General features: G+C 66.7%; 22 protein-coding genes. 14 read left to right on the plus strand and 8 right to left on the minus strand.

Features of this window, described 5'->3' with window-relative positions; genetic code table 11:
- Window positions 1-31 precede the first annotated feature (31 nt).
- The 3 genes from ACTU6V_RS04360 to ACTU6V_RS04370 all read right to left on the minus strand — a co-directional run bounded on the left by ACTU6V_RS04360 (window position 32) and on the right by ACTU6V_RS04370 (window position 4,296).
- The gene (locus ACTU6V_RS04360; RefSeq protein ID WP_443475045.1) at window positions 32-2,545 is read right to left on the minus strand and encodes a DEAD/DEAH box helicase; all 2,514 of its coding nucleotides are present in this window, start codon (window positions 2,543-2,545) and stop codon (window positions 32-34) included.
- 14 nt (window positions 2,546-2,559) lie between these two features.
- Window positions 2,560-2,916 (minus strand): zinc ribbon domain-containing protein YjdM, encoded by a 357-nt coding sequence (locus tag ACTU6V_RS04365; RefSeq protein WP_443467837.1) that lies wholly within the window; start codon window positions 2,914-2,916, stop codon window positions 2,560-2,562.
- Window positions 2,917-3,261: 345 nt separating this feature from the next.
- Window positions 3,262-4,296, minus strand: a complete 1,035-nt coding sequence (locus ACTU6V_RS04370) for an FUSC family protein (RefSeq protein ID WP_443467836.1) — start codon at window positions 4,294-4,296, stop codon at window positions 3,262-3,264.
- 130 nt (window positions 4,297-4,426) lie between these two features.
- On the opposite strand from ACTU6V_RS04370, the gene ACTU6V_RS04375 reads away from it, so the two are divergent.
- From ACTU6V_RS04375 to ACTU6V_RS04420, 10 genes are all read left to right on the plus strand, one after another.
- Window positions 4,427-5,455 (plus strand): iron-siderophore ABC transporter substrate-binding protein, encoded by a 1,029-nt coding sequence (locus ACTU6V_RS04375; RefSeq protein WP_443467835.1) that lies wholly within the window; start codon window positions 4,427-4,429, stop codon window positions 5,453-5,455.
- A gap of 7 nt (window positions 5,456-5,462) precedes the next feature.
- Window positions 5,463-6,509, plus strand: a complete 1,047-nt coding sequence (locus ACTU6V_RS04380; RefSeq protein ID WP_443475046.1) for a FecCD family ABC transporter permease — start codon at window positions 5,463-5,465, stop codon at window positions 6,507-6,509.
- Window positions 6,510-6,553: 44 nt separating this feature from the next.
- Window positions 6,554-7,567 (plus strand): FecCD family ABC transporter permease, encoded by a 1,014-nt coding sequence (locus tag ACTU6V_RS04385; RefSeq protein WP_443467833.1) that lies wholly within the window; start codon window positions 6,554-6,556, stop codon window positions 7,565-7,567.
- On the plus strand, window positions 7,564-8,364 hold the full coding sequence (locus ACTU6V_RS04390; RefSeq protein ID WP_443467832.1) for an ABC transporter ATP-binding protein: 801 nt from the start codon (window positions 7,564-7,566) through the stop codon (window positions 8,362-8,364). Before ACTU6V_RS04385 ends, ACTU6V_RS04390 begins: the two co-directional genes overlap by 4 nt.
- On the plus strand, window positions 8,354-9,295 hold the full coding sequence (locus ACTU6V_RS04395; RefSeq protein ID WP_443467831.1) for a siderophore-interacting protein: 942 nt from the start codon (window positions 8,354-8,356) through the stop codon (window positions 9,293-9,295). Before ACTU6V_RS04390 ends, ACTU6V_RS04395 begins: the two co-directional genes overlap by 11 nt.
- Before the next feature lie 41 nt (window positions 9,296-9,336).
- Complete coding sequence (locus ACTU6V_RS04400) at window positions 9,337-10,392, plus strand: DUF998 domain-containing protein (protein WP_443475047.1); 1,056 nt, start codon at window positions 9,337-9,339, stop codon at window positions 10,390-10,392.
- A 94-nt stretch (window positions 10,393-10,486) separates the two neighbouring features.
- Window positions 10,487-12,019, plus strand: coding sequence for a sodium/proline symporter PutP (putP, locus tag ACTU6V_RS04405; protein WP_443475048.1), 1,533 nt, complete (start codon window positions 10,487-10,489; stop codon window positions 12,017-12,019).
- Window positions 12,020-12,153: 134 nt separating this feature from the next.
- Window positions 12,154-12,534: an ArsR/SmtB family transcription factor gene (locus ACTU6V_RS04410; protein WP_443467828.1), complete on the plus strand. Its 381-nt coding sequence runs from the start codon at window positions 12,154-12,156 to the stop codon at window positions 12,532-12,534.
- Entirely contained in the window at window positions 12,531-14,189 is a 1,659-nt protein-coding gene (locus tag ACTU6V_RS04415; protein WP_443475049.1) for a SulP family inorganic anion transporter, read from the plus strand. The genes ACTU6V_RS04410 and ACTU6V_RS04415 overlap by 4 nt, the downstream gene beginning before the upstream one ends.
- Before the next feature lie 156 nt (window positions 14,190-14,345).
- The gene (locus tag ACTU6V_RS04420; protein WP_443467826.1) at window positions 14,346-14,828 is read left to right on the plus strand and encodes an FHA domain-containing protein; all 483 of its coding nucleotides are present in this window, start codon (window positions 14,346-14,348) and stop codon (window positions 14,826-14,828) included.
- A gap of 30 nt (window positions 14,829-14,858) precedes the next feature.
- Here the strand turns inward: ACTU6V_RS04420 and ACTU6V_RS04425 are convergent, their stop codons facing one another.
- The 4 genes from ACTU6V_RS04425 to ACTU6V_RS04440 all read right to left on the minus strand — a co-directional run bounded on the left by ACTU6V_RS04425 (window position 14,859) and on the right by ACTU6V_RS04440 (window position 19,696).
- Window positions 14,859-15,530 carry a response regulator gene (locus ACTU6V_RS04425; protein WP_443475050.1) on the minus strand — a complete coding sequence of 224 codons (672 nt, stop codon included), beginning with the start codon at window positions 15,528-15,530 and terminating at the stop codon, window positions 14,859-14,861.
- Window positions 15,527-16,981, minus strand: coding sequence for an ATP-binding protein (locus tag ACTU6V_RS04430; protein WP_443475051.1), 1,455 nt, complete (start codon window positions 16,979-16,981; stop codon window positions 15,527-15,529). The genes ACTU6V_RS04425 and ACTU6V_RS04430 overlap by 4 nt, the downstream gene beginning before the upstream one ends.
- A 12-nt stretch (window positions 16,982-16,993) precedes the next feature.
- The gene (locus ACTU6V_RS04435) at window positions 16,994-19,000 is read right to left on the minus strand and encodes an APC family permease (RefSeq protein WP_443475052.1); all 2,007 of its coding nucleotides are present in this window, start codon (window positions 18,998-19,000) and stop codon (window positions 16,994-16,996) included.
- A gap of 87 nt (window positions 19,001-19,087) precedes the next feature.
- Window positions 19,088-19,696, minus strand: a complete 609-nt coding sequence (locus ACTU6V_RS04440; RefSeq protein WP_443475053.1) for a GNAT family N-acetyltransferase — start codon at window positions 19,694-19,696, stop codon at window positions 19,088-19,090.
- Window positions 19,697-19,787: 91 nt separating this feature from the next.
- Between ACTU6V_RS04440 and ACTU6V_RS04445 the strand changes: the two genes are divergently transcribed.
- The gene (locus tag ACTU6V_RS04445) at window positions 19,788-20,489 is read left to right on the plus strand and encodes a GTP pyrophosphokinase (protein WP_443467821.1); all 702 of its coding nucleotides are present in this window, start codon (window positions 19,788-19,790) and stop codon (window positions 20,487-20,489) included.
- 5 nt (window positions 20,490-20,494) lie between these two features.
- Here ACTU6V_RS04445 and ACTU6V_RS04450 read toward each other — a convergent pair whose 3' ends face one another.
- A complete protein-coding gene (locus ACTU6V_RS04450; protein WP_443467820.1) occupies window positions 20,495-20,836 on the minus strand; it encodes an ArsR/SmtB family transcription factor in 342 nt (113 codons plus the stop codon).
- 83 nt (window positions 20,837-20,919) lie between these two features.
- Here ACTU6V_RS04450 and ACTU6V_RS04455 point away from each other — a divergent pair, with 83 nt between their 5' ends.
- From ACTU6V_RS04455 to ACTU6V_RS04465, 3 genes are read left to right on the plus strand one after another with little or no spacing between them, the layout of a single operon-like run.
- Entirely contained in the window at window positions 20,920-22,233 is a 1,314-nt protein-coding gene (locus tag ACTU6V_RS04455; RefSeq protein ID WP_443467819.1) for an NAD(P)-binding domain-containing protein, read from the plus strand.
- The gene (gene arsB, locus ACTU6V_RS04460; RefSeq protein ID WP_443475054.1) at window positions 22,233-23,324 is read left to right on the plus strand and encodes an ACR3 family arsenite efflux transporter; all 1,092 of its coding nucleotides are present in this window, start codon (window positions 22,233-22,235) and stop codon (window positions 23,322-23,324) included. The genes ACTU6V_RS04455 and arsB overlap by 1 nt, the downstream gene beginning before the upstream one ends.
- Entirely contained in the window at window positions 23,321-23,725 is a 405-nt protein-coding gene (locus tag ACTU6V_RS04465) for an arsenate reductase ArsC (RefSeq protein ID WP_443475055.1), read from the plus strand. Before arsB ends, ACTU6V_RS04465 begins: the two co-directional genes overlap by 4 nt.
- The last annotated feature ends 40 nt before the right edge of the window (window positions 23,726-23,765 follow it).

Below are 23,765 nucleotides of genomic sequence, written 5' to 3' on the forward strand. Positions count from 1 at the left end.
AGGACAGAGCTGTCCATAGTGGACGTTCTCGTTAGAGCCGGTCGAATCCGGTGATGGTGACGACGGCTTCGCCGGCCTCGTCGGATGCCGCGAGATCGATGGTCGCGCTGATGCCCCAGTCGTGGTCGCCCGTGGGGTCATCGATGATCTGCCTGGCCGTCCATTCGGTCTGGCCCTCGGTGAGGAGTAGCAGCTTCGAACTGCGGGCATCCGGGCCTGTGAGGATCTCATCATGCTCGGCGAAGTAGGCGTCGAGCGCGTCATCCCACGCATCCGCACCGAAATCAGGGTCGAGTGCGGCCAGTGCATCGACGTCTTCGAGGGCTGCCAGCTGCACCCGGCGGAACAGCTCATTGCGCACGAGGGTGCGGAACGCGCGCACGTTGCTGGTGAGGCGCTTCGGAGCCGGCGGGACGATCGGCTCTTCGTCTGGGCGATGCAGATCGACGACACCGTTGTCGGTGCCTGCGCGCAGCTCCTCCCACTCATCCAGAAGTGAAGAGTCGACCTGGCGCACGAGCTCGCCGAGCCATTCGATGAGGTCGCGCAGGTCTTCGTTCTTCAGCTCTTCAGGGATGGTCTGGGATGCTGCGCGATACGCATCCGACAGATAGCGAAGCACCACTCCCTCAGAGCGTGCGATCTTGTAATAGGCGACATATTCCCCGAACGACATGGCCTGCTCGTACATGTCGCGGACGACGGCCTTCGGGTGCAATTCGAAGTCGCGAATCCAGGGCTGCGCAGCGCTGTACGTCTCGAACGCCGCGCCGAGCAACTCCCCCAGCGGCTTCGGGTACGTGATCTGCTCGAGCAGCTCCATCCGCTCGTCGTACTCGATGCCCTCGCGCTTCATCTCTGCCACGGCATCGCCACGCGCGAGGAACTCCTGCTGGCTCAGCACCGCACGGGGATCGTCCAGCGTCGATTCGACGATCGAGATCATATCGAGGGCGTAGGTCGCGGCATCCGGATCGAGAAGCTCGAACGCGGCCAGCGCGAACGGTGAGAGCGGCTGGTTCAGCGCGAAGTTCGGCTGCAGGTCGACGGTGAGACGGATCTCGCCAGACGGCGTCTGCTCGACGATCCCCGATTCGCGCAGCGTCCGGTAGATTCCGAGCGCCCGCAGCGCCAGCAGGCGCTGGCGAGCGCGGGGCTCGTGGTTGTCATATACCAGTGCGCGTATATTCCCGAACGCGTCACCGCCGCGACCGATGACGTTGAGCATCATCGCGCTGGTGATCTGCATGTGCGAGGTGAGCGTCTCGGGCTCAGCATCCACGAGTTTGCGGAATGAGGGCTCGCCCCATGACACGAATCCGTCGGGTGCTTTTTTGCGGATCAGCTTGCGCTTCTTTTTCGGGTCGTCGCCAGCCTTCTTGATCGCCGCAGCGTTCTCGGACTCGTGCTCGGGAGCCTGGCAGACCACGGTGCCCGCCGTGTCGTATCCCGCGCGGCCTGCACGGCCGGCGATCTGATGGAACTCGCGGGCGTTCAGCTGCCGCATCCGCGTGCCGTCGAACTTCGTCAGGGCGGTGAGCAACACCGTGCGGATCGGCACGTTGATACCGACGCCGAGCGTGTCGGTGCCGCAGATGACGCGCAGCATCCCGCGTTGGGCGAGCTGCTCGACGAGCCTGCGGTACTTCGGCAGCATCCCGGCGTGATGCACGCCGATGCCTGCGCGCAGGAACTTCGACAGCGTCTTTCCGAACGCCGTCGTGAACCGGAACTCTCCGATGAGAGCGGCGATCTCGTCGCGCTGCTCACGCGTGGCGATCTTCGTGCTCGACAGCGCCTGCGCCCGCTCCATCGCGGCCGCCTGCGAGAAGTGCACGACGTAGATCGGCGACTGGCTGGTACCCAGCAGGTCTTCGACGGTCTCGTGGATCGGCGTGAGCTCGTAGAAGAAGTGCAGCGGGACGGGACGCTCGACCCCGGTCACCACTGCGGTCTCGCGGCGAGTGCGCCGAGTGAGGTCTTCGGCGAGTGAGGTGACATCGCCGAGCGTCGCCGACATCAGTACGAACTGCGCTTGTGGAAGCGTCAGTAGCGGAACTTGCCATGCCCACCCGCGATCGGGGTCGGCGTAGAAGTGGAATTCGTCCATCACGACCTGACCGACGTCGGCCGTAGGCCCCTGGCGCAGCGCGAGATTCGCGAGGATCTCAGCCGTGCAGCAGATGATTGGAGCATCCGCATTCACCGATGAATCTCCGGTGATCATGCCGACGTTGTCGGGGCCGAAGATGTCGACGAGCGCGAAGAACTTCTCGCTGACCAGCGCCTTGATCGGCGCGGTGTAATAGCTGCGTCGGCCTTCGACGAGCGCCGCGAAATGGGCGCCGATCGCGACGAGTGACTTGCCGGTGCCCGTCGGCGTCGACAGGATCAGGTTGTTGCCGGAGACGATCTCGATGACCGCTTCGTCCTGCGCGGGATAGAGCTGAATGCCGGTGGACTCTGCCCATTCCACAAACGCCATGTAAACGGCATCCGCATCGGAGCCGTCGGGAAGAGTCGTGGGATCGAGAAGAGAAGACATGAGAAACGGCCGGGTCAGGCCTTCTTGACGACGCTTGACTTGAGCAGCATCGCGCCGAATCCATCGATCTTGCAGTCGATGTCGTGACCGTTGACGGGGGCGATGAGGCGGATGCCGCGCACTTTGGTTCCCGCCTTGATGCCCGTCGAGCCCTTGACCTTGACGCTCGTGACGAGGGTGACGGTGTCACCGTCGGAGAGGACGTTGCCGACGGCATCCTTCACGACCTTCTCCGCCGGCTCGTCTGCCGAGTCGGAGGATGCTTCGCTCGGCGACCATTCGTGACCACACATCGGGCACACCAGCAGGGCGCCCATTTCGTAGGCGTGCTCACTGGAGCACTCGGGGCACAGAGGAAGCGAATCAGCCATGGGATCAGCGTATCTCGGCGGCGAGCTCACGCCCGCGGTGCATTCCGGAGCACGTCGGCTTTGAGTAGCTCGCCGACCGGGCACTCCCATCTCGAAGTAGTCGGGTGCGGCGACGGCGAGGCCCGCGTCGAACAGCGCCCGTGGTCGGATGCCCCCACGGCGCGGTGCTGACCCGCCGTGCCGGGCAGCACCACGGGCGTGGCATAGCTCCTGAGAAACAGCGCAATTCGGCGGGTAGCGAGCCGGAATCACGCCGATCGGCGAAAAACTTCAGGAGTTATGCGCGGGATCAGGCCGCGCCCTCGCGTCTCCGCACGTTTTCGCTGATCCAGAGGGGGAGCCGACCTAACCGTCGCCGACGAGCTCACCGCGGATGCGGCGCAGATCCTCCATGAGTGAGCCGATCAGGACCCAATGACCGGATGCCGGGGGCGTCAGATGCAGCGGGGCGGTCAAAGCCGGAATGGCTGACGTCTCCGTCGACGCCTCTGGAGCCACGTCAGCGACCTGCACTGCCAGGCGCACGTCGTGTCCTGCCCGTCGCAGCTGCTCGGCGATGGCATGCACGGAAGGCTCATCGGCGAGAGTCTCGTCATAGTGGTCGAAGTACGCGCGCGTCATGCCGATCACCTGGGTCACGATCGGGGAGAGCGTGTCGAGGAGCGTCCGCATCTCGGCGACTTCGCCGCGTGAGCGGCGACGCGGGTTGAGGGTCAGGGATTCCTCGCCGGCGGTGACGGATGCCGCGGCTGCGACCTGCATAGGACGAAGCAGGCGCGCCTTGACCATGAGCGCCTGAAGATCGGCAGGACTCTGCACCGCCATGAGGGCGGCCGCGAGTCGGTCCATGCTCGCGGCGATCTCGGTTCCGAGCAGCCCCAGGTCACGTCGGGCCGGAGCGGTGAGAACAGGCGGCACGATCAGCGCATTGACGATGATGCCGATCACGACACCGATCAGGGTCTCGATGATCCGATCGAGCGCGTACTGCGGACTCGACGACCCCAGTGCGAGCACGAGCATCGCCGAGATCGCCACCTGGTTACCCATGCCGGGTGTAGCTCGGAACGCCCAGGCCACGAGCATGGCGACGACGATCGCGAGCAGCACCACCCAGCTCTGCGGGCCGAGCAGCAGGCTCAGGCCGGTCGCGATCAGCACCCCGCCGATCACGCCGGCGCTGCGCTCGATCGCTTTGGTGAAGGACTGGTTCACGCTGGGCAGTACGACCAGAAGCGCCGCGATGGCGGCGAACACCGGCAGGGGCCCGGGAACGAGCCAGCCGGCGATCAGCCACGCACCGATGGTCGCGACGGCCGATTTCACGACCTGCAGCAGAGGGCTGCGCTTCGCACTTCGCATCGCCGCCGTCACCCGCATGTGACCACGCTATCGCCGTACCGATCGGGTAACGGCGAACTGAGGGCACCCTAACCTCGTGTTACGTTAGGGGAGGCTTACCAAAGCTACTCGGCTCACGCCTCACCCATCCCGATCTGAAGGAACGCCTGTGCGCATCTCCCGCATCCTCGGCCTCGGCACTGCCGTGCTTCTCGCCGCAAGCCTCACCGCCTGCTCCACCGCTCCCGCAAGCACCGACGACGGCGCAGCGGGCGCGAACCCGGCATCCGACGGTGCTTTCCCCGTCACGATCGAGCACGTCTACGGCGAGACCACCATCACCGAGAAGCCCGAACGCGTCGCCACCGTCGCGTGGGCGAACCACGAGGTTCCGCTGGCGCTCGGCATCGTTCCGGTCGGCATGAGCAAGGCCACGTGGGGCGACGATGACGACAACGGCGTGCTGCCGTGGGTCGAGGACAAGCTCGACGAGCTCGGCGCCGAGACCCCCGTGCTCTTCGATGAGTCGGATGGCATCGACTTCGAGGCCGTTGCCGACACCGAACCCGACGTGATCCTCGCTTCTTACTCCGGGCTCACGCAGGAAGAGTACGACACGCTCTCCAAGATCGCCCCCGTCGTCGCGTACCCCGAGGTCGCCTGGGGCACGCCCGTCGAGACAATGATCGAGATGAACTCCGCAGCGCTCGGTCTCGCCGACGAGGGCGACGCTCTCATCGATGAGATCCATGCCCAGACGGATGCTGCGCTCGAAAAGCACGCGGCACTCAAAGACGCGAAGCTCCTGTTCGCCTACCTCGACCCGAGCGACCTCAGCCAGATCATGTACTACACGCCGGTCGACACCCGTCCCGGGTTCCTCACTGAGCTCGGGCTTCCGGAGCCGGCCGTTCTCGCCGACACCGACAGCACCGAGTTCTACCTCACCGTGAGTGCTGAGAACGCTGATGTCTTCGACGACGTCGACGTCTTCATCACCTACGGCGACGATTCGCTGATCGAGACTCTGCAGGCCGATCCGCTGCTGTCGAAGATCCCGGCGATCGCCGAGGGCCGCATCGCCATCCTCCCCGATGCCACACCGCTGGCAGCATCGGCGAACCCTTCGCCGCTGTCGATCGGCTGGGGAATCGACGACTACTTCGCGCTGCTCGAGGCGCCGCTCCTCGCGCAGTGACCGGCGCGTGACCTCGACCGCCACCGCATCGAAGCCGGGCACCGCGAACCTGCGGCGCCCGGCTTCGGCGCGCACCATGTGGCTGCTCGTCGGGGTCGGGGTGCTCGTCGTGCTCAGCATCCTCTCGGTGTCTTTCGGTGTCCGCGCGGTCTCGCTGCATGACATCATCACGGCCCTGGGCGGTCAGGACGACACCATCGCCCAGGCGGCGATCATCAAGCGCATCCCTCGCACCGTGCTCGCGCTTCTCGTCGGCGCGGCGCTCGCCCTGTCGGGCGCCGCGATGCAGGCGGTGACCCGCAACCCGATCGCCGACCCCGGCATCCTGGGCATCAACAACGGCGCGTCGTTCGCCGTCGTGATCGTGCTCGCCGCGTTCGGCGCGACCGGAGCCTTCACGCAGATGCTCGTCGCCATCGTCGGCGCCGCCGTGACCGCCGTCTTCGTCTATACGGTGGGATCGCTCGGGCGCGGCGGGGCCACTCCGCTCAAACTCGCGCTCGCCGGCGCCGCGACGAGCGCGGCACTCGCCTCGCTCATCAGCGCGATCCTGCTGCCGCGCGTCGACCTGCTGCAGGCGTTCCAGGCATGGCAGATCGGCGGCGTGGGAGGAGCCGAATGGCCGCGCATCGCGGTCACCGCTCCGGTGCTCGCCGTCGGCGCGCTCGTCTGTTTCGCGTGTGCGCGCGGAATGAACTCCCTCGCCCTCGGCGATGATGTGGCAACCGGCCTCGGTGAGAACGTGTTCCGCACGCGGCTGATCTCCGCGCTCGGTGCCGTCATCCTCGCGGGCGCCGCCACGGCGATCGCGGGACCGATCGGATTCGTCGGTCTCGTCATCCCGCATTTCTGTCGGATGCTGGTGGGCACAGACCATCGCTGGCTGCTGCCGTTCTCGGCGCTCGCCGGAGCCGCGCTGCTGCTGGCCAGCGACATCGTCGGACGGGTGATCTCGCCGTCGGGCGAAGAGATCCAGGTCGGCATCATCACCGCCGTCATCGGTGCCCCGTTCTTCATCTGGATCGTCCGCCGCCAGAAGGTGAGAGAGCTGTGACCCTTCGACAGGCTCAGGGACCGAGTCCGCGACAAGCGCCGGCGATGATCGCAGCAGGACGCCGTGCCCGCCACCGCCGCCACGCGACCGCGAGCGTGATCCTGGGCATCCTGCTTCTCGCGCTCGCCGCTGTCGCCCTCATGGTGGGCAACACCTTCTACACGCCGGGCGAAGTCATCCGCGTCATCCTCGGCGAGAGTGTGCCCGGGGCGTCCTTCACGGTGGGGGAGCTGCGTCTGCCCCGCACCGCTCTCGCGATTCTCGCGGGCTTCGCGTTCGGCATCGCCGGCGTCTCGTTCCAGACGCTGCTGCGCAACCCGCTCGCCTCCCCCGACATCATCGGCATCACGCAGGGCGCGAGCGCGGCGGCTGTCGTCGCCATCGTCACGCTCGGGCTCAGCGGCCTGGCCGTGTCAGGGTTCGCCGTCGCAGGTGCGCTGATCACGGCGATCGCGATCTACTTCCTCTCGAACAAGGGCGGGTTCTCCGGCATCCGGCTGATCCTCATCGGAATCGGCGTCGCGGCCATGCTGCAGAGCGTCGTCTCGTACGTGCTGTCGCGCGCCGCGCAGTGGGACATCCAGACCGCGATGCGCTGGATCACCGGCAGCCTGAACAACGCCTCGTGGGACGACATCGCACCTCTCGCGCTCGCGAGCCTCATCATCTGGCCGTTCCTGTTCTCGCAGGCGAAAGCGCTCGGGATGCTGCAGCTCGGCGACGATTCGGCCGCAGGCCTGGGCGTTCGAGTGAACCGGACGCGGTTGGTGTTCATCGTCGGCGCGGTGATCCTGCTCGCCTTCGCCACCGCCGCCACAGGGCCCATCGCGTTCGTCGCGTTCATGGCGGGTCCCATCGCCGCCCGCATCACCGGGCCGGGTGCGAATCTGCTGCTGCCCTCTGCCTGCGTCGGTGCCGTGCTCGTGCTCGGTGGCGACCTGATCGGCCAGTTCGCCTTCTCGGGCCGCTACCCGGTCGGCGTCATCACCGGCGTGCTCGGTGCGCCGTACCTGATCTACCTGCTCATCCGCACGAACCGCTCGGGAGGATCGCTGTGACCGAAGCGCACACCCTGACCGCCGAGGCCGTCACCCTCGGCTACGGCGATCGCACCGTGGTCGAAGGGCTCGACCTCGCCATCGCGCCGGGGAAGATCACGGCGATCGTGGGGGCCAACGGATGCGGCAAGTCGACGCTGCTTCGAGCTCTCGCACGCCTTCTGTCTCCGGCATCCGGACAGGTCGTCCTCGACGGCAAGTCGGTGCATTCCCGACCAACGAAAGAGGTCGCGCGGGTGCTCGGCCTGCTGCCGCAGTCGCCGATCGCTCCCGAGGGCATCGTCGTCGCCGACCTGGTCGGCCGGGGGCGTCACCCGCATCAGAAAGCCCTCGCGCGCTGGACCGCGCACGACTACGAGGTCGTCGCCGACGCTCTCGCGGCGACTGGAATCACCGATCTCCAAGACCGCAGCGTCGATGAGCTCTCCGGGGGTCAGCGCCAGCGGGTCTGGATCGCGATGGCGCTCGCGCAGGAGACCGACATCCTGCTGCTCGACGAGCCGACGACCTTCCTCGACGTCGCCCACCAGGTCGAGGTGCTCGACCTGCTCACCGACCTCAGCGTCTCGCGCGGCACGACCATCGTGATGGTGCTGCACGACCTCAACCTCGCGGCCCGTTACAGCGACGAGCTCGTCGCGATGCGCGGCGGAAAAGTGCACGCCATCGGCGCTCCCGAAGACGTGCTCACCAACAGCCTTGTCGAAGAGGTCTTCGGCATGGCGAATCAGATCACCACGGATCCGGTCTCCGGAAAGCCGATGGTCACCCCGATCGGAAGGCATCATGTCCGCTGAGACCCGCACTCGTCCCTCCTACGTCCTCGCGCGTGCCGTCGTGCGTGCGGTGGAACGGGTGTCGCCGAACTTCGTGCGAGTCACCTTCGGGGGATCAGACCTGGACGACTTCGGTACCCCCGGCGACGTGTTCGACGCGCGGATCAAGCTCGTCTTCCCGCCGGCATCCGGCATTCTTCCCGACATCGATCGCGATACCGACGACTGGTGGGGTGCGTACCTCGCGGTTCCAGAGGACGAGCGCGGATCGATGCGCACCTATTCGGTGCGCTCTCTCAACGTGGCGGATGCCGCGACCGAGGTCGTCGTCGACTTCGTGCTGCACCTGGCGCCAGGGCTCACCGGTCCCGCTTCGCTCTGGGCGAGCAACGCCGCCGTCGGCGACGAGTTGTGGATCGTGGGTCCGCGGCGCGGTCGTGAGGATCGCAGCGGGATCGAGTTCGCGCCGGGCGCGGCATCCGCTGTCGTCCTGGTCGGCGACGAAACGGCAGCGCCCGCTATCGCGCGCATTCTCGAGGATTCCCCGCGCGATGCGCGCGGGATCGCGTTCATCGAGGTGCCCTCTGCCGACGACGTCCTGCCGATCAACGCTCCCGCGGGGGTCACGGTGCACTGGCTGCCGCGCGGCGATGCGGTGCACGGACTGCGCGTGATCCCGACCGTGCTCGACTATCTCGGTGACACCGGTCACTCCGAGATCACCGTGCAGGATGCCGAGGGCGAAGACCTCGTGTGGGAGACGCCGGTCCATTCAGGCAGCGGCGAATCGATCGGTGTGGCAGCGGCGGGCGTCGACCGCTACTTCTGGATCGCAGGCGAGAGCGGCGTGGTCACGACGCTCCGCCGCCACCTCGTCAAGGACCTGGGCATCGACCGCGCGCAGGTGGCCTTCATGGGCTACTGGCGCCGCGGCGTCGCCATGCGCGGCTGAGGCTTCATGCTGACGTCGGTCCCGCGTGGTTCGATGAGTCTATGAACGCAGAAGAGCGAATGCAGCGGGAGGTCAGGGCGATCTGGGCCACTGTCATCAGCTTCTGCGTGGGCGCGATCCTCGGCACATGGGTGCTGTGGGGGAGCCCCAGACCGGTTGCCGGCGATGGATCGGTCGGGATGCCGATGGCGATGGTCGCCGGAGCGATCGCCGCGGCATCCTTCGTCGTCAGCACGCAGCTGTATCGCCGCGGAGACCACACGGGCATGCCCTGGTGGCAGGTGGTGATCTCGTCGCTCTCAGCCGTCGCGCTCACTCTCGCGTTGTCCGGGGTCACCGCGCTCGGCGTGCTGCTGGCCACCGAGGTGCTCGGGGTCGGACTTCAGGGGCTCGAAGTGCCGCCGATCGGCGGGGGCGTCTTCACCGGGGTCGCAAGTGCCGTGGCCGGGCGTCTGGCCTTCGGCGCGGGCGTGGGCCTGCGCACCTCCGATATCGCAGATCTGCTGTTCGGCTACCTGGCCATCGGCACGCTGTTCGCGATGCTCACTGCCGCCGACCCGCGGTGGTGGGAGCAGAACTTCTCACAGCTCGGTCTGGGAGCCGGCGCCTGGGCGTTCAACGGCACGCTCGTTGTCGCAGGTCTCCTCATCGCGACTGTCGGCTCATATATCGGGCGTGATCTGCACCGCGTTCTCGGAGACGCAGCGCTTCGGAGGATCGCCTGGGTGGTCGTGCTGTGGGCTGCCACCGGTGTCGCGCTCGCCGCAGTGGGGCTCTTTCCGCTGTCGGGGGTCGTACTCGTGCACGACATCGCGGCGCTGGCGACACTCGTTCTGTTCGTCGCCGCTGGCGCTGTGACGGCGGCGGCGATGCCCGGGCCGCCGCATCCGCTCGTGCTGATCACGATCGGTGCCGTGCTGCTGATCGTGATCGCTTTCGTTCTCGCCAACGTGCTCGATCTGTTCTCCGTCACCGTGCTCGAGGCGATCGTGATCGGCATCGGCCTGCTCTGGCTCACGACTCTCGTGCGCATCCTCGCGGTGCTCACCCCCGTCGGCACTCGGCCGTCCGCACGGCAGACGCTCGTGCACGCCTGACGCGCGCCGCCATTGATACCGGGGTGGTCTCGGCGGGCGCCGACTGACAGGATCGAAGGACGACGCTGCACCGATCTACAAGGAGAGGACGACGATGTCCGACCAAGTATTCATCTTCATCGCGCTGGGGCTCTACTTCGCCGCCATGCTCCTCATTGGTTATCTGGCATTTCGCCGGACGAAAGACCACGAGGATTACATGCTCGGGGGGAGGGATCTGCCGCCGTGGGTCGCGGCGCTGAGCGCCGGAGCATCCGACATGTCCGGCTGGCTCGTGATGGGTCTTCCTGGCGCGATCTATCTCTCCGGACTCATCGAGGCATGGATTGCCATCGGCCTGACGATCGGCGCCTACCTGAACTGGCTGCTGGTCGCTCCGCGGCTTCGCGCCTACACGCAGGTGTCGCGCAACTCGATCACCATTCCGAGCTTCTTCGAGAACCGGTTGCGTGACTCGTCGCGGATGCTGCGCATCCTCGCCGGCGTCGTGATCCTGGTGTTCTTCACGCTGTATATCTCTTCCGGCATGGTCGCCGGTGGCTTCTTCTTCGAGAGCTCGTTCAACTCCGACTATCTGCTCGGCATGGTGTTGGTTGCCGGAGTCACTCTTCTGTACACGCTGTTCGGCGGGTTCCTCGGGGCGTCGTTCACGGACGTCGTGCAAGGACTGATGATGGTGATCGCGCTGATCGTCGTCCCGGTCGCTGCGATCATCGCCGTCGGCGGCTTCGGCGAGGTTGCCACGTACGTCGAAGACCTTGCCCCGAACCACATCTCGCTCATCGGTGGAACTGCTCTGACCGGTGGAACGGTGTTGGCTATCATCGGGTCGCTCGCTTGGGGACTGGGCTACTTCGGCCAGCCGCACATCATCGTGCGGTTCATGGCACTACGTAACCCCGGCGAGGCGAAGGCTGCCCGCCGCATCGGGATGAGCTGGATGATCATCTCGCTGATCGGCGCAGTGTTCTCTGGCTTCGTCGGCATCGCCTACATGGCACACCAGGGCATCGATCTCGGTAACCCCGAGACGGTGGTGCTGGTGATGGCGCAGACACTGCTGCACCCGTTCGTCGCAGGCCTCGTGCTGGCGGCGGTGCTCGCGGCGATCATGAGCACGATCTCCAGCCAGCTGATCGTCGCCTCGTCGGCTCTCGTCGAGGACCTCTTCAAAGTGGTCAAGAAAGAGCCGTCGCCCAAGCTGCTGGTGATGCTCGGACGACTGACTGTGCTCGGCGTCGGCATCATTGCCGCGCTGCTCGCGATCATTCCCAACGATACGATCCTCGGGCTGGTCTCGTTCGCATGGGCCGGTTTCGGTGCGGCCTTCGGCCCACTGATCTTGCTCAGCCTGTTCTGGCGCAAGCTCACCAACTGGGGTGCCCTGGCTGGCATGTTCGTCGGTGCCGCCGGCGTCTTCATCTGGAAGGCCGTGTGGCCCGAGATGTACGAACTGCTGCCCGGCTTCATCTGCGCGATGATCGTCGCGGTGGTGGTCAGCCTCATCACCCACAAGGACGGGACGGAGCGTCAGAACGAGATCCTGCAGGAGTTCACTGACACCGGCACGCTGCTGACGGTCAACGGCGTGGGGCGCGGAGCGCGTACCGACCGGATGACGCCCTGACCCGACGCCGCCGGCATCCCGATTTCAGGAGGAGCCCCCGAGATCAGGACGTTTCGTCAGAAATCTCCTGATCCGGGGCGCAAGTCCTGAATCCGGATGCCGCTACCGCGATATGATGAATTGATCAGATCATCATGTCAGGGGGCGCCGTGCTGACGGAACCGAATCGTCCGCTCTACGAGGTCAAGGCCGGCCTGTTCAAAGGACTCGCCCATCCGCTGCGCATCCGCATCCTCGAGGTGCTCTCGGCTGCGCCGGAAGCATCCGTTTCCGAGATCCTCGCCGTCACCGATCTCGAGGCCTCGCATCTGTCGCAGCATCTCGCTGTGCTGCGCCGCAACCGGCTGGTGATCTCTGAGCGCCGAGGGAGCCTCGTCTATTACCGCCTCGCCTACCCGCAGGTCGCCGATCTGCTGCGGGTGGCGCGAGCGCTGCTCGGCGAGATCCTTCAGTCCACGCAGCAGCAGCTGATCGAGCGTGACGGGCTGCCGCAGATACCGGAAACCTCACAGTGACTGCCTCCTCGCACGCACGGGCGGCTGGCCTCGCTCTGCGCCAACTCCTTCCGTCCGCGAACGACTACCGCGGCGCCAGCCGCACCTGGCGCGGCGACCTGCTCGCCGGAGTCACGGTCGGCATCGTCGCGCTGCCTCTCGCACTCGCCTTCGGAGTGAGCTCGGGGGCCGGTGCCGAGAGCGGCCTGGTCACGGCGATCATCGCGGGAATCGTCGCGGCGATCTTCGGCGGTTCGCATGTGCAGGTCTCCGGACCCACCGGAGCCATGGTCGTCGTGCTCGCACCGATCATCGCCGTTCACGGACTCGGCGCACTCGCCGCCGTGTGCCTGCTTGCAGGGCTCATCGTGCTCCTCGCCGGCGTGCTGCGACTTGGCCGCACCATCTCGTACATTCCGTGGCCGGTGATCGAGGGCTTCACGCTCGGCATCGCGGTGATCATCTTCCTGCAGCAGGTGCCCACGGCCACCGGCACCGAGGTGGGCGAGAGCACGAACGCGGTGCTCGCCGCGCTGCAATCACTGCAGACGATCACGTGGCCGAAGCTCGGCTGGTCGCTGATGCTCGTGGCTCTCGTCGTGATCGTGATGCTCGTCTCTCCCCGCATCCACCCGCGGTTCCCCGGCTCGCTCGTCGCCATCGTCATCGCAGCCGTGGCGACGTGGGCGTTCGACCTTCCCGTCGACGCGATCGGTGAACTGCCAGCGGGCCTCCCCGCCCCGACAATCCCGATCCTCGATGCGCAGGTTCTGCTGGCGCTCGCCGGACCCGCTGTCGCAGTGGCGGCGCTCGCCGCGATCGAGTCGCTCCTGTCGGCCCGCGTGGCAGCATCCATGGCCGACACCGGGCCCTACGACGCCGACCGTGAGCTCGTAGGGCAAGGACTCGCCTCGATCGCGGCCGGACTTTTCGGCGGCATGCCGGCCACCGGTGCGATCGCGCGCACCGCGGTGAATGTGCGGGCGGGTGGACGCTCGCGGATCGCAGCCATCTCCCACGGCGTGCTGTTGTTCGTGATCGTTCTGGTCGGAGCATCCGTCGTCGCACGGATTCCGCTGGCAGCGCTCGCAGGTGTGCTGATGGTGACCGCGTGCCGGATGATCTCGATCGCGACCGTGCGCACCGTCGTCGGATCGACCAGAGCCGATGCGATCGTCTTCGTCATCACCGCGATCGTGACGATCAGCATCGACCTGATCTACGCCGTGCTGATCGGCATCGCCGTGGCTGCGTTCTTCGCGCTGCGCCAGCTGGCGCGCGCGAGCGGAGTGCACCGGGAGGAGCTGCCGGGAGCGGCCGTTCCCGGAGACGAGCGCATCGCCGTGTTCCGCCTGGAAGGTGCGCTCTTCTTCGGGGTCGCAGAGCGGATGCTGGAACGCATCAGCGAGCTGCGGGACGTCGAAGTGGTCGTGATCCGGATGTCGCAGCTGCAGATCCTGGATGCGACCGGGGCGCAGGTCATCACCGATCTCATCACGAGCCTCGAGCGGCGAGGGATCACGGTGCTGGTGAAGGGTGTGCAGGCCCGCCACCTCGCACTGGCGACGAAAGTCGGGGTGCTCGCCTCGCTGCGGCACCAGAATCACCTCTTCGATGATCTAGGCGCGGCCGTCGCTCACGCCCGCAGTCACGTGCAGCGATCAGCGGCGTCCTGACTGAGAGCGACGCGAGATCAGGCCCGCTGCGAGGGCGCGAGGAGTATCCTGAAGCCAGTGGAGGTTGCCGGTTCTCAGGCATCCCGCTCAGCGGAGAGATCCGCTCCCCGGCCCTGCAGCCCCGGTGACGTTTCGACGAATCGGATGGTGGTCATCATGTCTCCCGCACAATCGGATCAGGGGCGGTACACGCCGACGACGACGCACGCGGAATGGGGTGCCGGTCATCCTCGGCTGCTCGTCACCAATGACGACGACAGGTACGTGCACGAGCTCGTCGGGGTGCGCACCCGGATCGGATCCTCGACGGATGCAGAGCTCGTACTCACCGGCGCAGATGCCCTGCACGCCGAGATCATGCACGACGAGGACGACGAATACGTCCTGACGATGTTCGGCGGCGGCGAGATGAACGCGGTGTCAAGGCACAGCGTCGCCGGTGAGTCGGGCCGAGAGGAGACGCTGCGCACCGGGGCGCGATTCACGATCGGATCGTGGCGGCTCGTCTTCATGCGCGATGAGTTCGCAGATCACGGCAGGCCGTACGGCGGGCGCCAGGGCGGCGAGTTCGCTCACCAGCCGAGGCAGTCCCCGCGGCCTGACTACACAGGCGGCGGATCTGAGCATTCACCGTCATAAAGATAGGGCAGGTGTCCGAAAGTCACGGGGTCACAACACCAGCCGATATCCCATTCCCGCCTCGGTCATCAGATGCACCGGTTCACCAGGCGAGGGCTCGAGCTTCTTGCGCAGCTGAGACATGTACAGCCGAAGGTACCCGGAGTCGGTCACCTGATCGCTTCCCCAGATCTCCTTCAGCAGCTCCTGCCGAGTGACGAGCGCCCCGGGGTGCCGGCACAGGTGCTCCAGCATCCGCCACTCGGTCGGAGTCAGGTGCACTCGTGTGCCGTCGCGCATGACGGCCTTCGCGACGAGGTCCACCACGACCCCGTCGAACGACACTGTCGCTTCGACGGCGACCGTCTGCGCGCGACGCGACAGTGCGCGCAGCCGCGCGAGCAGCTCGTCGATCTGGAACGGCTTGGTGACGAAGTCGTCGGCGCCCGCATCCAGGGCCTCGACCTTGTCCGCGGAGCCGGTACGTCCGGAGACGACGATGATCGGCGCCTCCGTCCAGCCGCGCAGCGCCTGGATGACCTGGATGCCGTCGAGCTGTGGCATCCCGAGATCGAGCAGGATGATGTCGGGCTTCTCCTGTGCGGCGGCCGTGACCGCTGCCGCACCGTCGGAGGTGGCGACCACGTCGTAGCCGTGCGCGGCCAGTGTGATGCGCAGCGCGCGCACGAGCTGCGGGTCATCATCCGCGATGAGGAGTTTCATGACCCTGGCCCGTCCGCCGCGACCGGCAGCGAGATGACCATCGTGAGACCGCCGCCCGGCGTCTCCTCGGCCGTCAGCGCGCCCCGCATACCCTCGGTGAACCCCCGCGAGAGAGCGAGACCCAGACCGAGTCCGGCGCTGTTGTCCGTGTCGCCGGCACGCTGAAACGGTTGGAATATGCGATCGCGGCGCTCGGCAGGCACCCCGACGCCGCGGTCGATGACGCGGATCTCGAGGTTCCCACCGCGTCGGATCGCCGACACGACGATCTTCTGACCGTGCGTCACGTACCGGTGTGCGTTGGCCAGGACGTTCACGAGCACCCTCTGCAGCAGCACAGGATCCGCCGACAGCGGCGGCAGCTGCGGGTCGAGATCGAGCTCCACGTCCGCGGGCCCGAGCGACAGCTCATCCAGAGCCGATACGACGCTGCCGACAGCATCCACCGGCGTCAGCGACACGGCGAGCACGCCGGCCTGCACGCGACTCACATCGAGCAGATCGGTGACAAGAGTGGTGAGTGTCGAGAGGCTCTCATCCGCGGTGACGAGCAGCTCGCGGCGGTCGGGCTCGGAGAGCTCCTGCGCGCTGCGCAGCCCGCCGACCGCGGCGACCGCTGCCGCGAGCGGTCGTCGAAGGTCGTGGCTCACCGCTGAGAGCAGAGCGCTGCGCACCTGGTCGGTCTCGGCGAGAGCTTCGGCCTCGCGAGCTGTCGCGGTGAGCTCGGTCCGCTCGAGCGCGGCTGCCAACTGCGCGACGATCACATCGAGCAGGCGGCGCGACGGGGCATCCAATGGGCCACCGTGCAGCTCGAGCACGGCGACCGGACGCCCACCGACCGCTCCGACGGGCACGGCCGTCGCCCGTCCGTCCGGCACCGGCTCTCCATCACGCGCGAGCACCTCACCGGCGGGTGTCACGAGCCGCACCCCGCTCAGCCCGAACGCCTCTCGGGTTCGACTCACCAGCGCGAGCACTGCACTGTCACCGCGCAGCACATGTCCGGCTACGGATGCCAGCAGCTCCGCCTCGGCGGTGGCGCGCTGGGCGATGCGCGCGCGCCGGGCCGCCTGCGCGACGATCAGGCCGACGAGCACCGCGATGATCACGTAGAGCACGAGCGCGATGATGTGCAGCGGATGCTCGACGGCGATCGAGAAGGCCGGTGCGACGAAGAGCAGATCCAGCGTGATGCCCGAGAGCACTGCGGCGGTCACGGCTGGACGCACCCCGCCGATGAGCGCGACGATCACGACCAGCAGCTGGTACGAGAGCACCTCGTAGGTGATGGACTGCGGGCTGCTCAGGGTGAAGAGCAGCCATGTCAGTACGGGTCCTGCCACGAACGTCACGGCGAAACCCCAGACCTCGCGCCGCCATCCCAGGGCGCCGCCTGCAACGGGCGGCAGGGCTGGGCCGGCGGCGGGTTCTGCGAGCGGGGAGGTGCTCATGATGACTGAATCCTAGACTCCGACATGACCGGCGCGCTCCTGGCCGGGGAGCGGACGCGAACGCCGCCCGTAGATGAGCTCGGACGAGTCCAGCAGCCACGGCACGAGCGTGATCGAGACGCCGTGCACGAGCATGAGCTGGTTCGCGATGCGCCGCGCTCGCCGGTTGTGCAGCAAGCGCTCCCACCAGTGCCCGACGATGTACTGCGGCAGGTACACGGTCACCACGGACGCCCCGTGCCGTTCGCGGTAGCGCTCGATGAACTTCGCGATCGGTTGCGCGTAGGTGCGGTAGGGGGAATCGAGGATGATCAGCGGTATCGGGATGCCGTGCGCGCGCCACTCCTGGTGCAGCTGCTCGCCATCCTCGGCGGCGAACGCGATGTGCACGGCGAGTGTCTTATCGTGGTCGGCGGCGATCGCGTAGTCGATCGCCTTCAGTACGGGCTTCTGCAGGCGGTTGACGAGCACGATCGCGACGTCGCCGGATGCCCCGAAGCGAGTCTCGTCGTCCATTGCCACCTCGTGTTCGACGTCGCGGTAGTACCGTTTCACGCCGATCATGAGAAGGGCGAGCACGGGGATCGCGAAGAAGACCAGGTATGCCCCGTGCGTGAATTTGGTGACGGTCACGATGACCAGCACCAGGACGGTGAACACCGCACCGATCGTGTTGATGGTCAGCCCGGTGTGCGCGGAGCGCCGTTCGGATGCCGTGGCTGCTGTTTTCACGCGGAGCGGGCCGCGCAGCATCCGCCGCCAATGCCGCACCATGCCGATCTGGCCGAGCGAGAACGAGACGAACACACCGATGATGTACAGCTGGATCAGCGTGGTCAGGCGGGCCTGGAAGACGATGAGGACGGCGATCGCAGCCAGTCCCAGCAGGATCATGCCGTTGGAGAAGACCAGGCGGTCGCCGCGGGTGTTCAGCGCCTTCGGCGCGTAACCGTCGCGGGCCAGCACCGAGCCCAGCAGCGGGAAGCCGTTGAAGGCGGTGTTGGCGGCGAGCAGCAGGACGCATGCGGTCGCCGCCTGCACGATGAAGAACAGGATGCTGCCGCCGCCGAAGGTCGCCGAAGCGATCTGTGCCATCAGGCTCGGCTGCGGGTTCGCGCAGTCGAAACCGACGAGGTCGCAGGGATTCTCGGCGTAGTGCACGCCGGTGATGAGTGCGAGCGCGGTGAGGCCGGCGAACAGGCAGATTGCGACGGAGCCCATCAGCACGAGCGTGGATTGGGCGTTGCGCACCTTAGGGGCGCGGAAGGCGGGGACGCCGTTGGAGACGGCTTCGACGCCGGTCAGTGCGGAGCATCCGCTCGAGAAAGCGCGCAGGATCAGCAGGATGACGGCGGCCTGGCTCAGACTCTCGGCATGCACGGTGAAGTCGGCGCTCGAGGCGGCGGGAGCGTCGCCGAGCAGGGTGCGGACGAGACCGGTGACGATCATGATGCCGACCGAGGCGATGAAGATATAGGTGGGTATCGCGAACACCGTGGATGCTTCGCGGACACCGCGCAGGTTCACAAGGATGATCAGCACCACGAATCCGACCGCGAGTTCCACGCGCCAGGCGTTCAGCCAGGGGAGGGCCGAGATGATGTTGTCGACCCCGGATGCCACCGACACGGCGACCGTGAGGATGTAATCCACCAGGAGCGCTGCGGCGACGATGACGCCGGGGATCTCGCCGAGGTTGGTGCGCGCGACTTCGTAGTCGCCGCCCCCGGAGGGATAGGCCTTGATCAGCTGCCGATAGCTGAGCACCACGACGATCAGCAGCACGATGACGGCGACCGCGACCATCGGGCTGAACGCGAGGAAGGCGGTCCCTCCGATCAGCAGGATCATCACCAGCTCCTGCGGCGCGTACGCGACCGAGCTCAGCGCGTCGGAGGCGAAGATCGGCAGAGCCCGCCGCTTCGGGAGCAGCTGGTCGTTGACCTGTTCGCTGGTCAGCGGGTCGCCGATGAGCAGTCGCTTGGCGAGCTGCGGGGCATCTGGTTCCTGGTCTGTCACGAATGACGACCGTACGCCCGCTGCGGCGGCGATGGCGGCATCCTTACGGAATCCCTACGGGCGTCTTTGCGTGCCCTTACGGAATCCTCACTTGCCGGAGCGTTCGTGCGGGCCCGCTTCGTTCGTCGGCCATTCCTCGGCGAGCAGGCCGTAGTTCATCCCGTCCATCCACTCGCCAGAGCGGTGCAGCGCGGTCTTGCGACTGAACTCCTCGCGCCGCATCCCGAGGCGCTCCATCAGTCTCCAGGATGGCTCATTGTCGGCGAAGCATCCGGCATGGACGCGGCGCAACCCGAGCGGGCCGAAGCATGCATCGATCACGGAGTGCACAGCCTCTGAGGCGTAGCCCTGACCGGTGTGCTCGGGGGCGAGAGACCAGCCGAGTTCGGCTTCGACGTCTCGCGCCCGTTCGATCACCTCGCGCTGCGCCCAGCCATCCTCGACTTTCAGCATGATGTCGCCGATCACGGCATCGTCGGTGAGGCGGCGGATGACGAGCGTCGTCGCCAGTCGGCGAGGTTCGAGGTACAGCTCATCGAACGCCTCGCGCGTTTCGGGCGCAGGGCCCAGCCATCGGCTCACCTCCGGCAATCGCCGATACTCCCATATCGCGCCGAGATCGTCGGCCGTGGCGGGCCTGATCTCCAGGCGCTCGGTGCGGAGAGGCCAGAAGTCGCGTCGCGGCGAGTCGCTCATTCCTCGATTTTAGAGCGCGCCTGCGACGCGTGATGTCCGCTCGTGACGAACGCACAGCCTGCTCTTACCACCCACGCGTAGCGTCGATGTCATGAGGACCATCGAGGTCAACGACGAAACGATCCGCCAGACACGAGAACTCCGCGACGAGTTCCAGAGGTTCCTCCGCGAATACGAGTTCGGAATGCGCGAGGTCGAGACGAAGATCTCGATCCTCCGCGACGAGTTCCTGCACGACCACTCGTACAACCCGATCGAGCACGTCAAGAGCAGGCTGAAGACGCCGGACAGCATCGTCGAGAAGATCGCTCGCAAGGGGATCGAGGAGCCGGATTTCGAACAGATCCGTCAGCAGATCACCGACATCGCCGGCGTTCGCGTCACCTGCAGCTTCGTCGCCGACGTCTACCTGCTGTTCGATCTGCTCACGCAGCAGGACGACATCACCGTGCGCGCCGTCAAGGACTACATCGCCCACCCCAAGGCCAACGGATACAAGAGCCTGCACGTGATCATCGATGTGCCGGTGTTCCTCTCGACCGGACCGCTGCTCGTGCCGGTCGAGGTGCAGTTCCGCACCATCGCGATGGACTTCTGGGCGAGCCTGGAGCACAAGATCTATTACAAGTTCGCCAATCAGGTGCCCTCGCACATCGTCGAGAGCCTGACGGATGCCGCCGAGGCCGCGTCAGAGCTCGACATCCGCATGGAGCGGTTGCACCGTGAAGCTCACGGCGTGCCGCGGCGTCAGCTCGACCCACCGCCCCCACCTCCCCGCATCGTGCAGGTGTAGCGGCGTCAGACGCTGCGAAGAGCGTCGGCGGCGGCCTCGAGCGCGCCGTCGTTCAGCGTGAAGTAGGCCCATCTGCCGCGCTGTTCGCGGGTGATGAGTCCTGCCTCGGTGAGGAGCTTCATGTGGTGAGAGACCGTGCCCTGTGACAGGCCGACCGGCTCGGTGAGGTCGCAGATGCAGGCCTCGCCGCCCTCGCTGCGTGAGATGAGTGAGAGCAGCATGACGCGAGTCGGGTCACCGATCGCCTTGAAGACGCGCGCCGTCTTCTCGGCGTCGTCGGCCGAGAGCGAGGAGGTCACCCGCGGCGTGCAGCACGCGGTCTCATCGATGGTCAGAGGCAGGCTCACATCGACAGTCTCGCACGTATTGACATTCTTCGATAGGTGCGAGACTGTTTTCATATTGAAGTTCTTCGATTTGAGGAGACGTGATGAGTGAGCTTCCCGTTGCCGTGATCGGTGCAGGCCCGCAAGGTCTTGCCGCTGCGGCTCATCTGGCTGAGCGGGGTATCGACTTCGTCGTCGTCGAGCAGGGCTCAGGTGCGGGCTCGGCGGTTGCCGAATGGCAGCACGTTCGGTTGTTCTCGGCATGGCCGGAACTGATCGATGCCGCCGCACGCCGTCTTCTCGACGCGCTCGGATGGGTGGCTCCTGTCAACGGGTACCCGAAGGGTGCGCAGTGGGTGAGCGAGTACCTTGAACCGCTCGCCGAGTCATTCGGGGAGCGGGTGCGCTACGAAACGACAGTCACCGGTATCAGCCGTCAGGGGCGCGACAAGGTCGTCAGCACCGGACGAACGCAGCAGCCTTTCGTCGTGCACACGCAGGATGCGAGTGGCCGTGACGGCCGCATCCTGGCGCGCGCGGTGATCGATGCCAGCGGCACCTGGAACCTGCCGAACCCGGCCGGGGCCGACGGCTTCCCCGCCGTCGGTGAGCGGGCTGCGGCCGGCCACATCTCATACCGCATCCCGGGAGACGTCACCGAGCTCGCAGGCGTCCACGCCGTGGTCGTCGGCGCAGGGCACTCCGCCGTTCACGCCGTTCTTCAGCTGGCAGCGCTTGCCCGGCGCTTCCCCGAGACCCGCATCACCTGGCTTCTGCGCCGCGGCGATGCCGCCCGCATCGCGGGTGGCGGACCAGCGGACGAACTGCCCGAGCGCGCGGCGCTGGGGCAACGCGTGCAGAAGGCCATCGATGAAGGAACGGTCGAGGTGGTGACCGGCTTCCGCGTGGCCGAGATGTCGGATGCAGCCGGGGGCCTGGTGCTCCGAGCCGAAGACGGGCGCGAGGTGAGCGAGGTCGCGCGGGTGTTCGCGCTCACTGGTTTCCGCCCTGACACCGAGATCCTGCGCGAGCTGCGCATCGACCTCGACCCGCTGCTTGACGCCGTCGCCGGCATCGCCGACGAGATCGACCCCAACATTCACTCATGTGGATCCGTGGAGGCAACCGGCGCACGCCAGCTCGCTCAGCCTGAGAAGGACTTCTTCATCGTGGGTGCGAAGTCGTACGGTCGGGCACCGACCTTCCTGGCCCTCACGGGGTACGAGCAGGTGCGCAGCGTGGTCGCCCACCTCGCGGGAGACCACGAGGCCGCCGCGCGCAACGAGCTCATCCTCCCCGATACGGGTGTGTGCGGTGGAGCAGGCGAGTTCGACACGGCAGGCGGGTCAGGCGCGGGCGCATGCTGCGCGCCGCAGCCCGTGCTGCAGCTCGGCTCGCGACCGGTTACCGTCGGCTGATGGCCCAGACCGCTGCCCCCGCCCACGCCGCGCCGCGTCTGTCGCCGCTCGATCGCTGGCTGCCGCTGTGGATCGGGCTGGCCATGGTCGCCGGGCTCGTGGTCGGGGCACTCATCCCCGGGGTCTCCGACGTGCTCGCCCGGCTCGAAGTCGGTGGCATCTCGGTGCCGATCGCGCTCGGGCTGCTGGTGATGATGTATCCCGTCCTCGCCAAGGTCCGCTACGACCGGGTCGCCGCAGTCACCAGTGACAAGAAGCTCCTGATCTCCTCCCTGGTACTGAACTGGCTGGTGGGCCCCGCGCTGATGTTCACGCTTGCCTGGGTGTTCCTCGCCGACCTCCCCGAATACCGCACCGGACTGATCATCGTCGGGCTCGCCCGGTGCATCGCGATGGTGGTCATCTGGAACGACCTCGCCTGCGGGGATCGCGAGGCCGCTGCCGTACTCGTGGCGATCAACTCCGTCTTCCAGATCGTGGCGTTCTCGCTACTGGGATGGTTCTACCTCACGGTGCTCCCCGCCTGGCTGGGGCTCGACACCCAGGGGATCGAGATCTCGGTCTGGCAGATCGCGCTGAACGTGCTGATCTTCCTCGGCATCCCTCTGCTTGCGGGCTTCGCGTCTCGCTACCTCGGTGAGCGCCGCAAGGGGCGCGAATGGTACGAAGAGAGGTTCCTGCCGCGAGTGGGCCCTTGGGCGCTCTACGGACTGCTGTTCACCATCGTTCTGCTGTTCGCGCTGCAGGGGGAGCAGGTGGTCTCGCGCCCGTGGGACATCGCTCGCATCGCCGTGCCGCTGCTCGTCTACTTTGTGATCATGTGGTTCGTTGGCATCTGCACCGGCCGCATGCTCGGGCTCGACTACGCCCGCTCATCCACACTCGCCTTCACAGCCGCAGGCAACAACTTCGAGCTTGCCATCGCTGTCACGATCGCCACCTTCGGGGCAGCATCCGGTCAGGCGCTCGCCGGCGTCGTCGGCCCGCTCATCGAAGTTCCCGTGCTCGTCGGGCTCGTGTACGTCTCACTGTGGCTTGCCCGGTCCTGGTTCCGCATCGATCCGTTCGCCTCTGAAAGGTCAAACTTGTGACTGACACCACCATTCCCGCTGTGCTCTTCGTCTGCGTGCACAATGCGGGCCGCTCGCAGATGGCGGCCGGGTTCCTGCGAGAGATCGCCGGAGACCGCATCGAGGTCCGCTCCGCGGGCTCGATGCCCGCCGATCAGATCAACCCCACGGCCGTCGAAGCCATGGGAGAGCTGGGAATCGACATCACGGCCGAGCGTCCCAAGGTGCTCACCACCGATGCCGTGCAGACATCGGATGTGGTGATCACGATGGGGTGCGGTGATGCCTGCCCCATCTTCCCTGGCAAGCGCTACGAGGACTGGGAGCTCGAAGACCCCGCAGGGCAGGGTCTCGACGCGGTGCGGCCGATCCGCGACGACATCCGCACGCGCATCGAGCAGCTGGTCGCCGAGCTCCTCTGAGTGGCGCTGCGCGCCATTCGCGTTTCATAACTCCTGAACT

The organism is Microbacterium zouquanmingi (genome assembly GCF_052266675.1).
Taxonomy (GTDB): Bacteria; Actinomycetota; Actinomycetes; order Actinomycetales; family Microbacteriaceae; genus Microbacterium.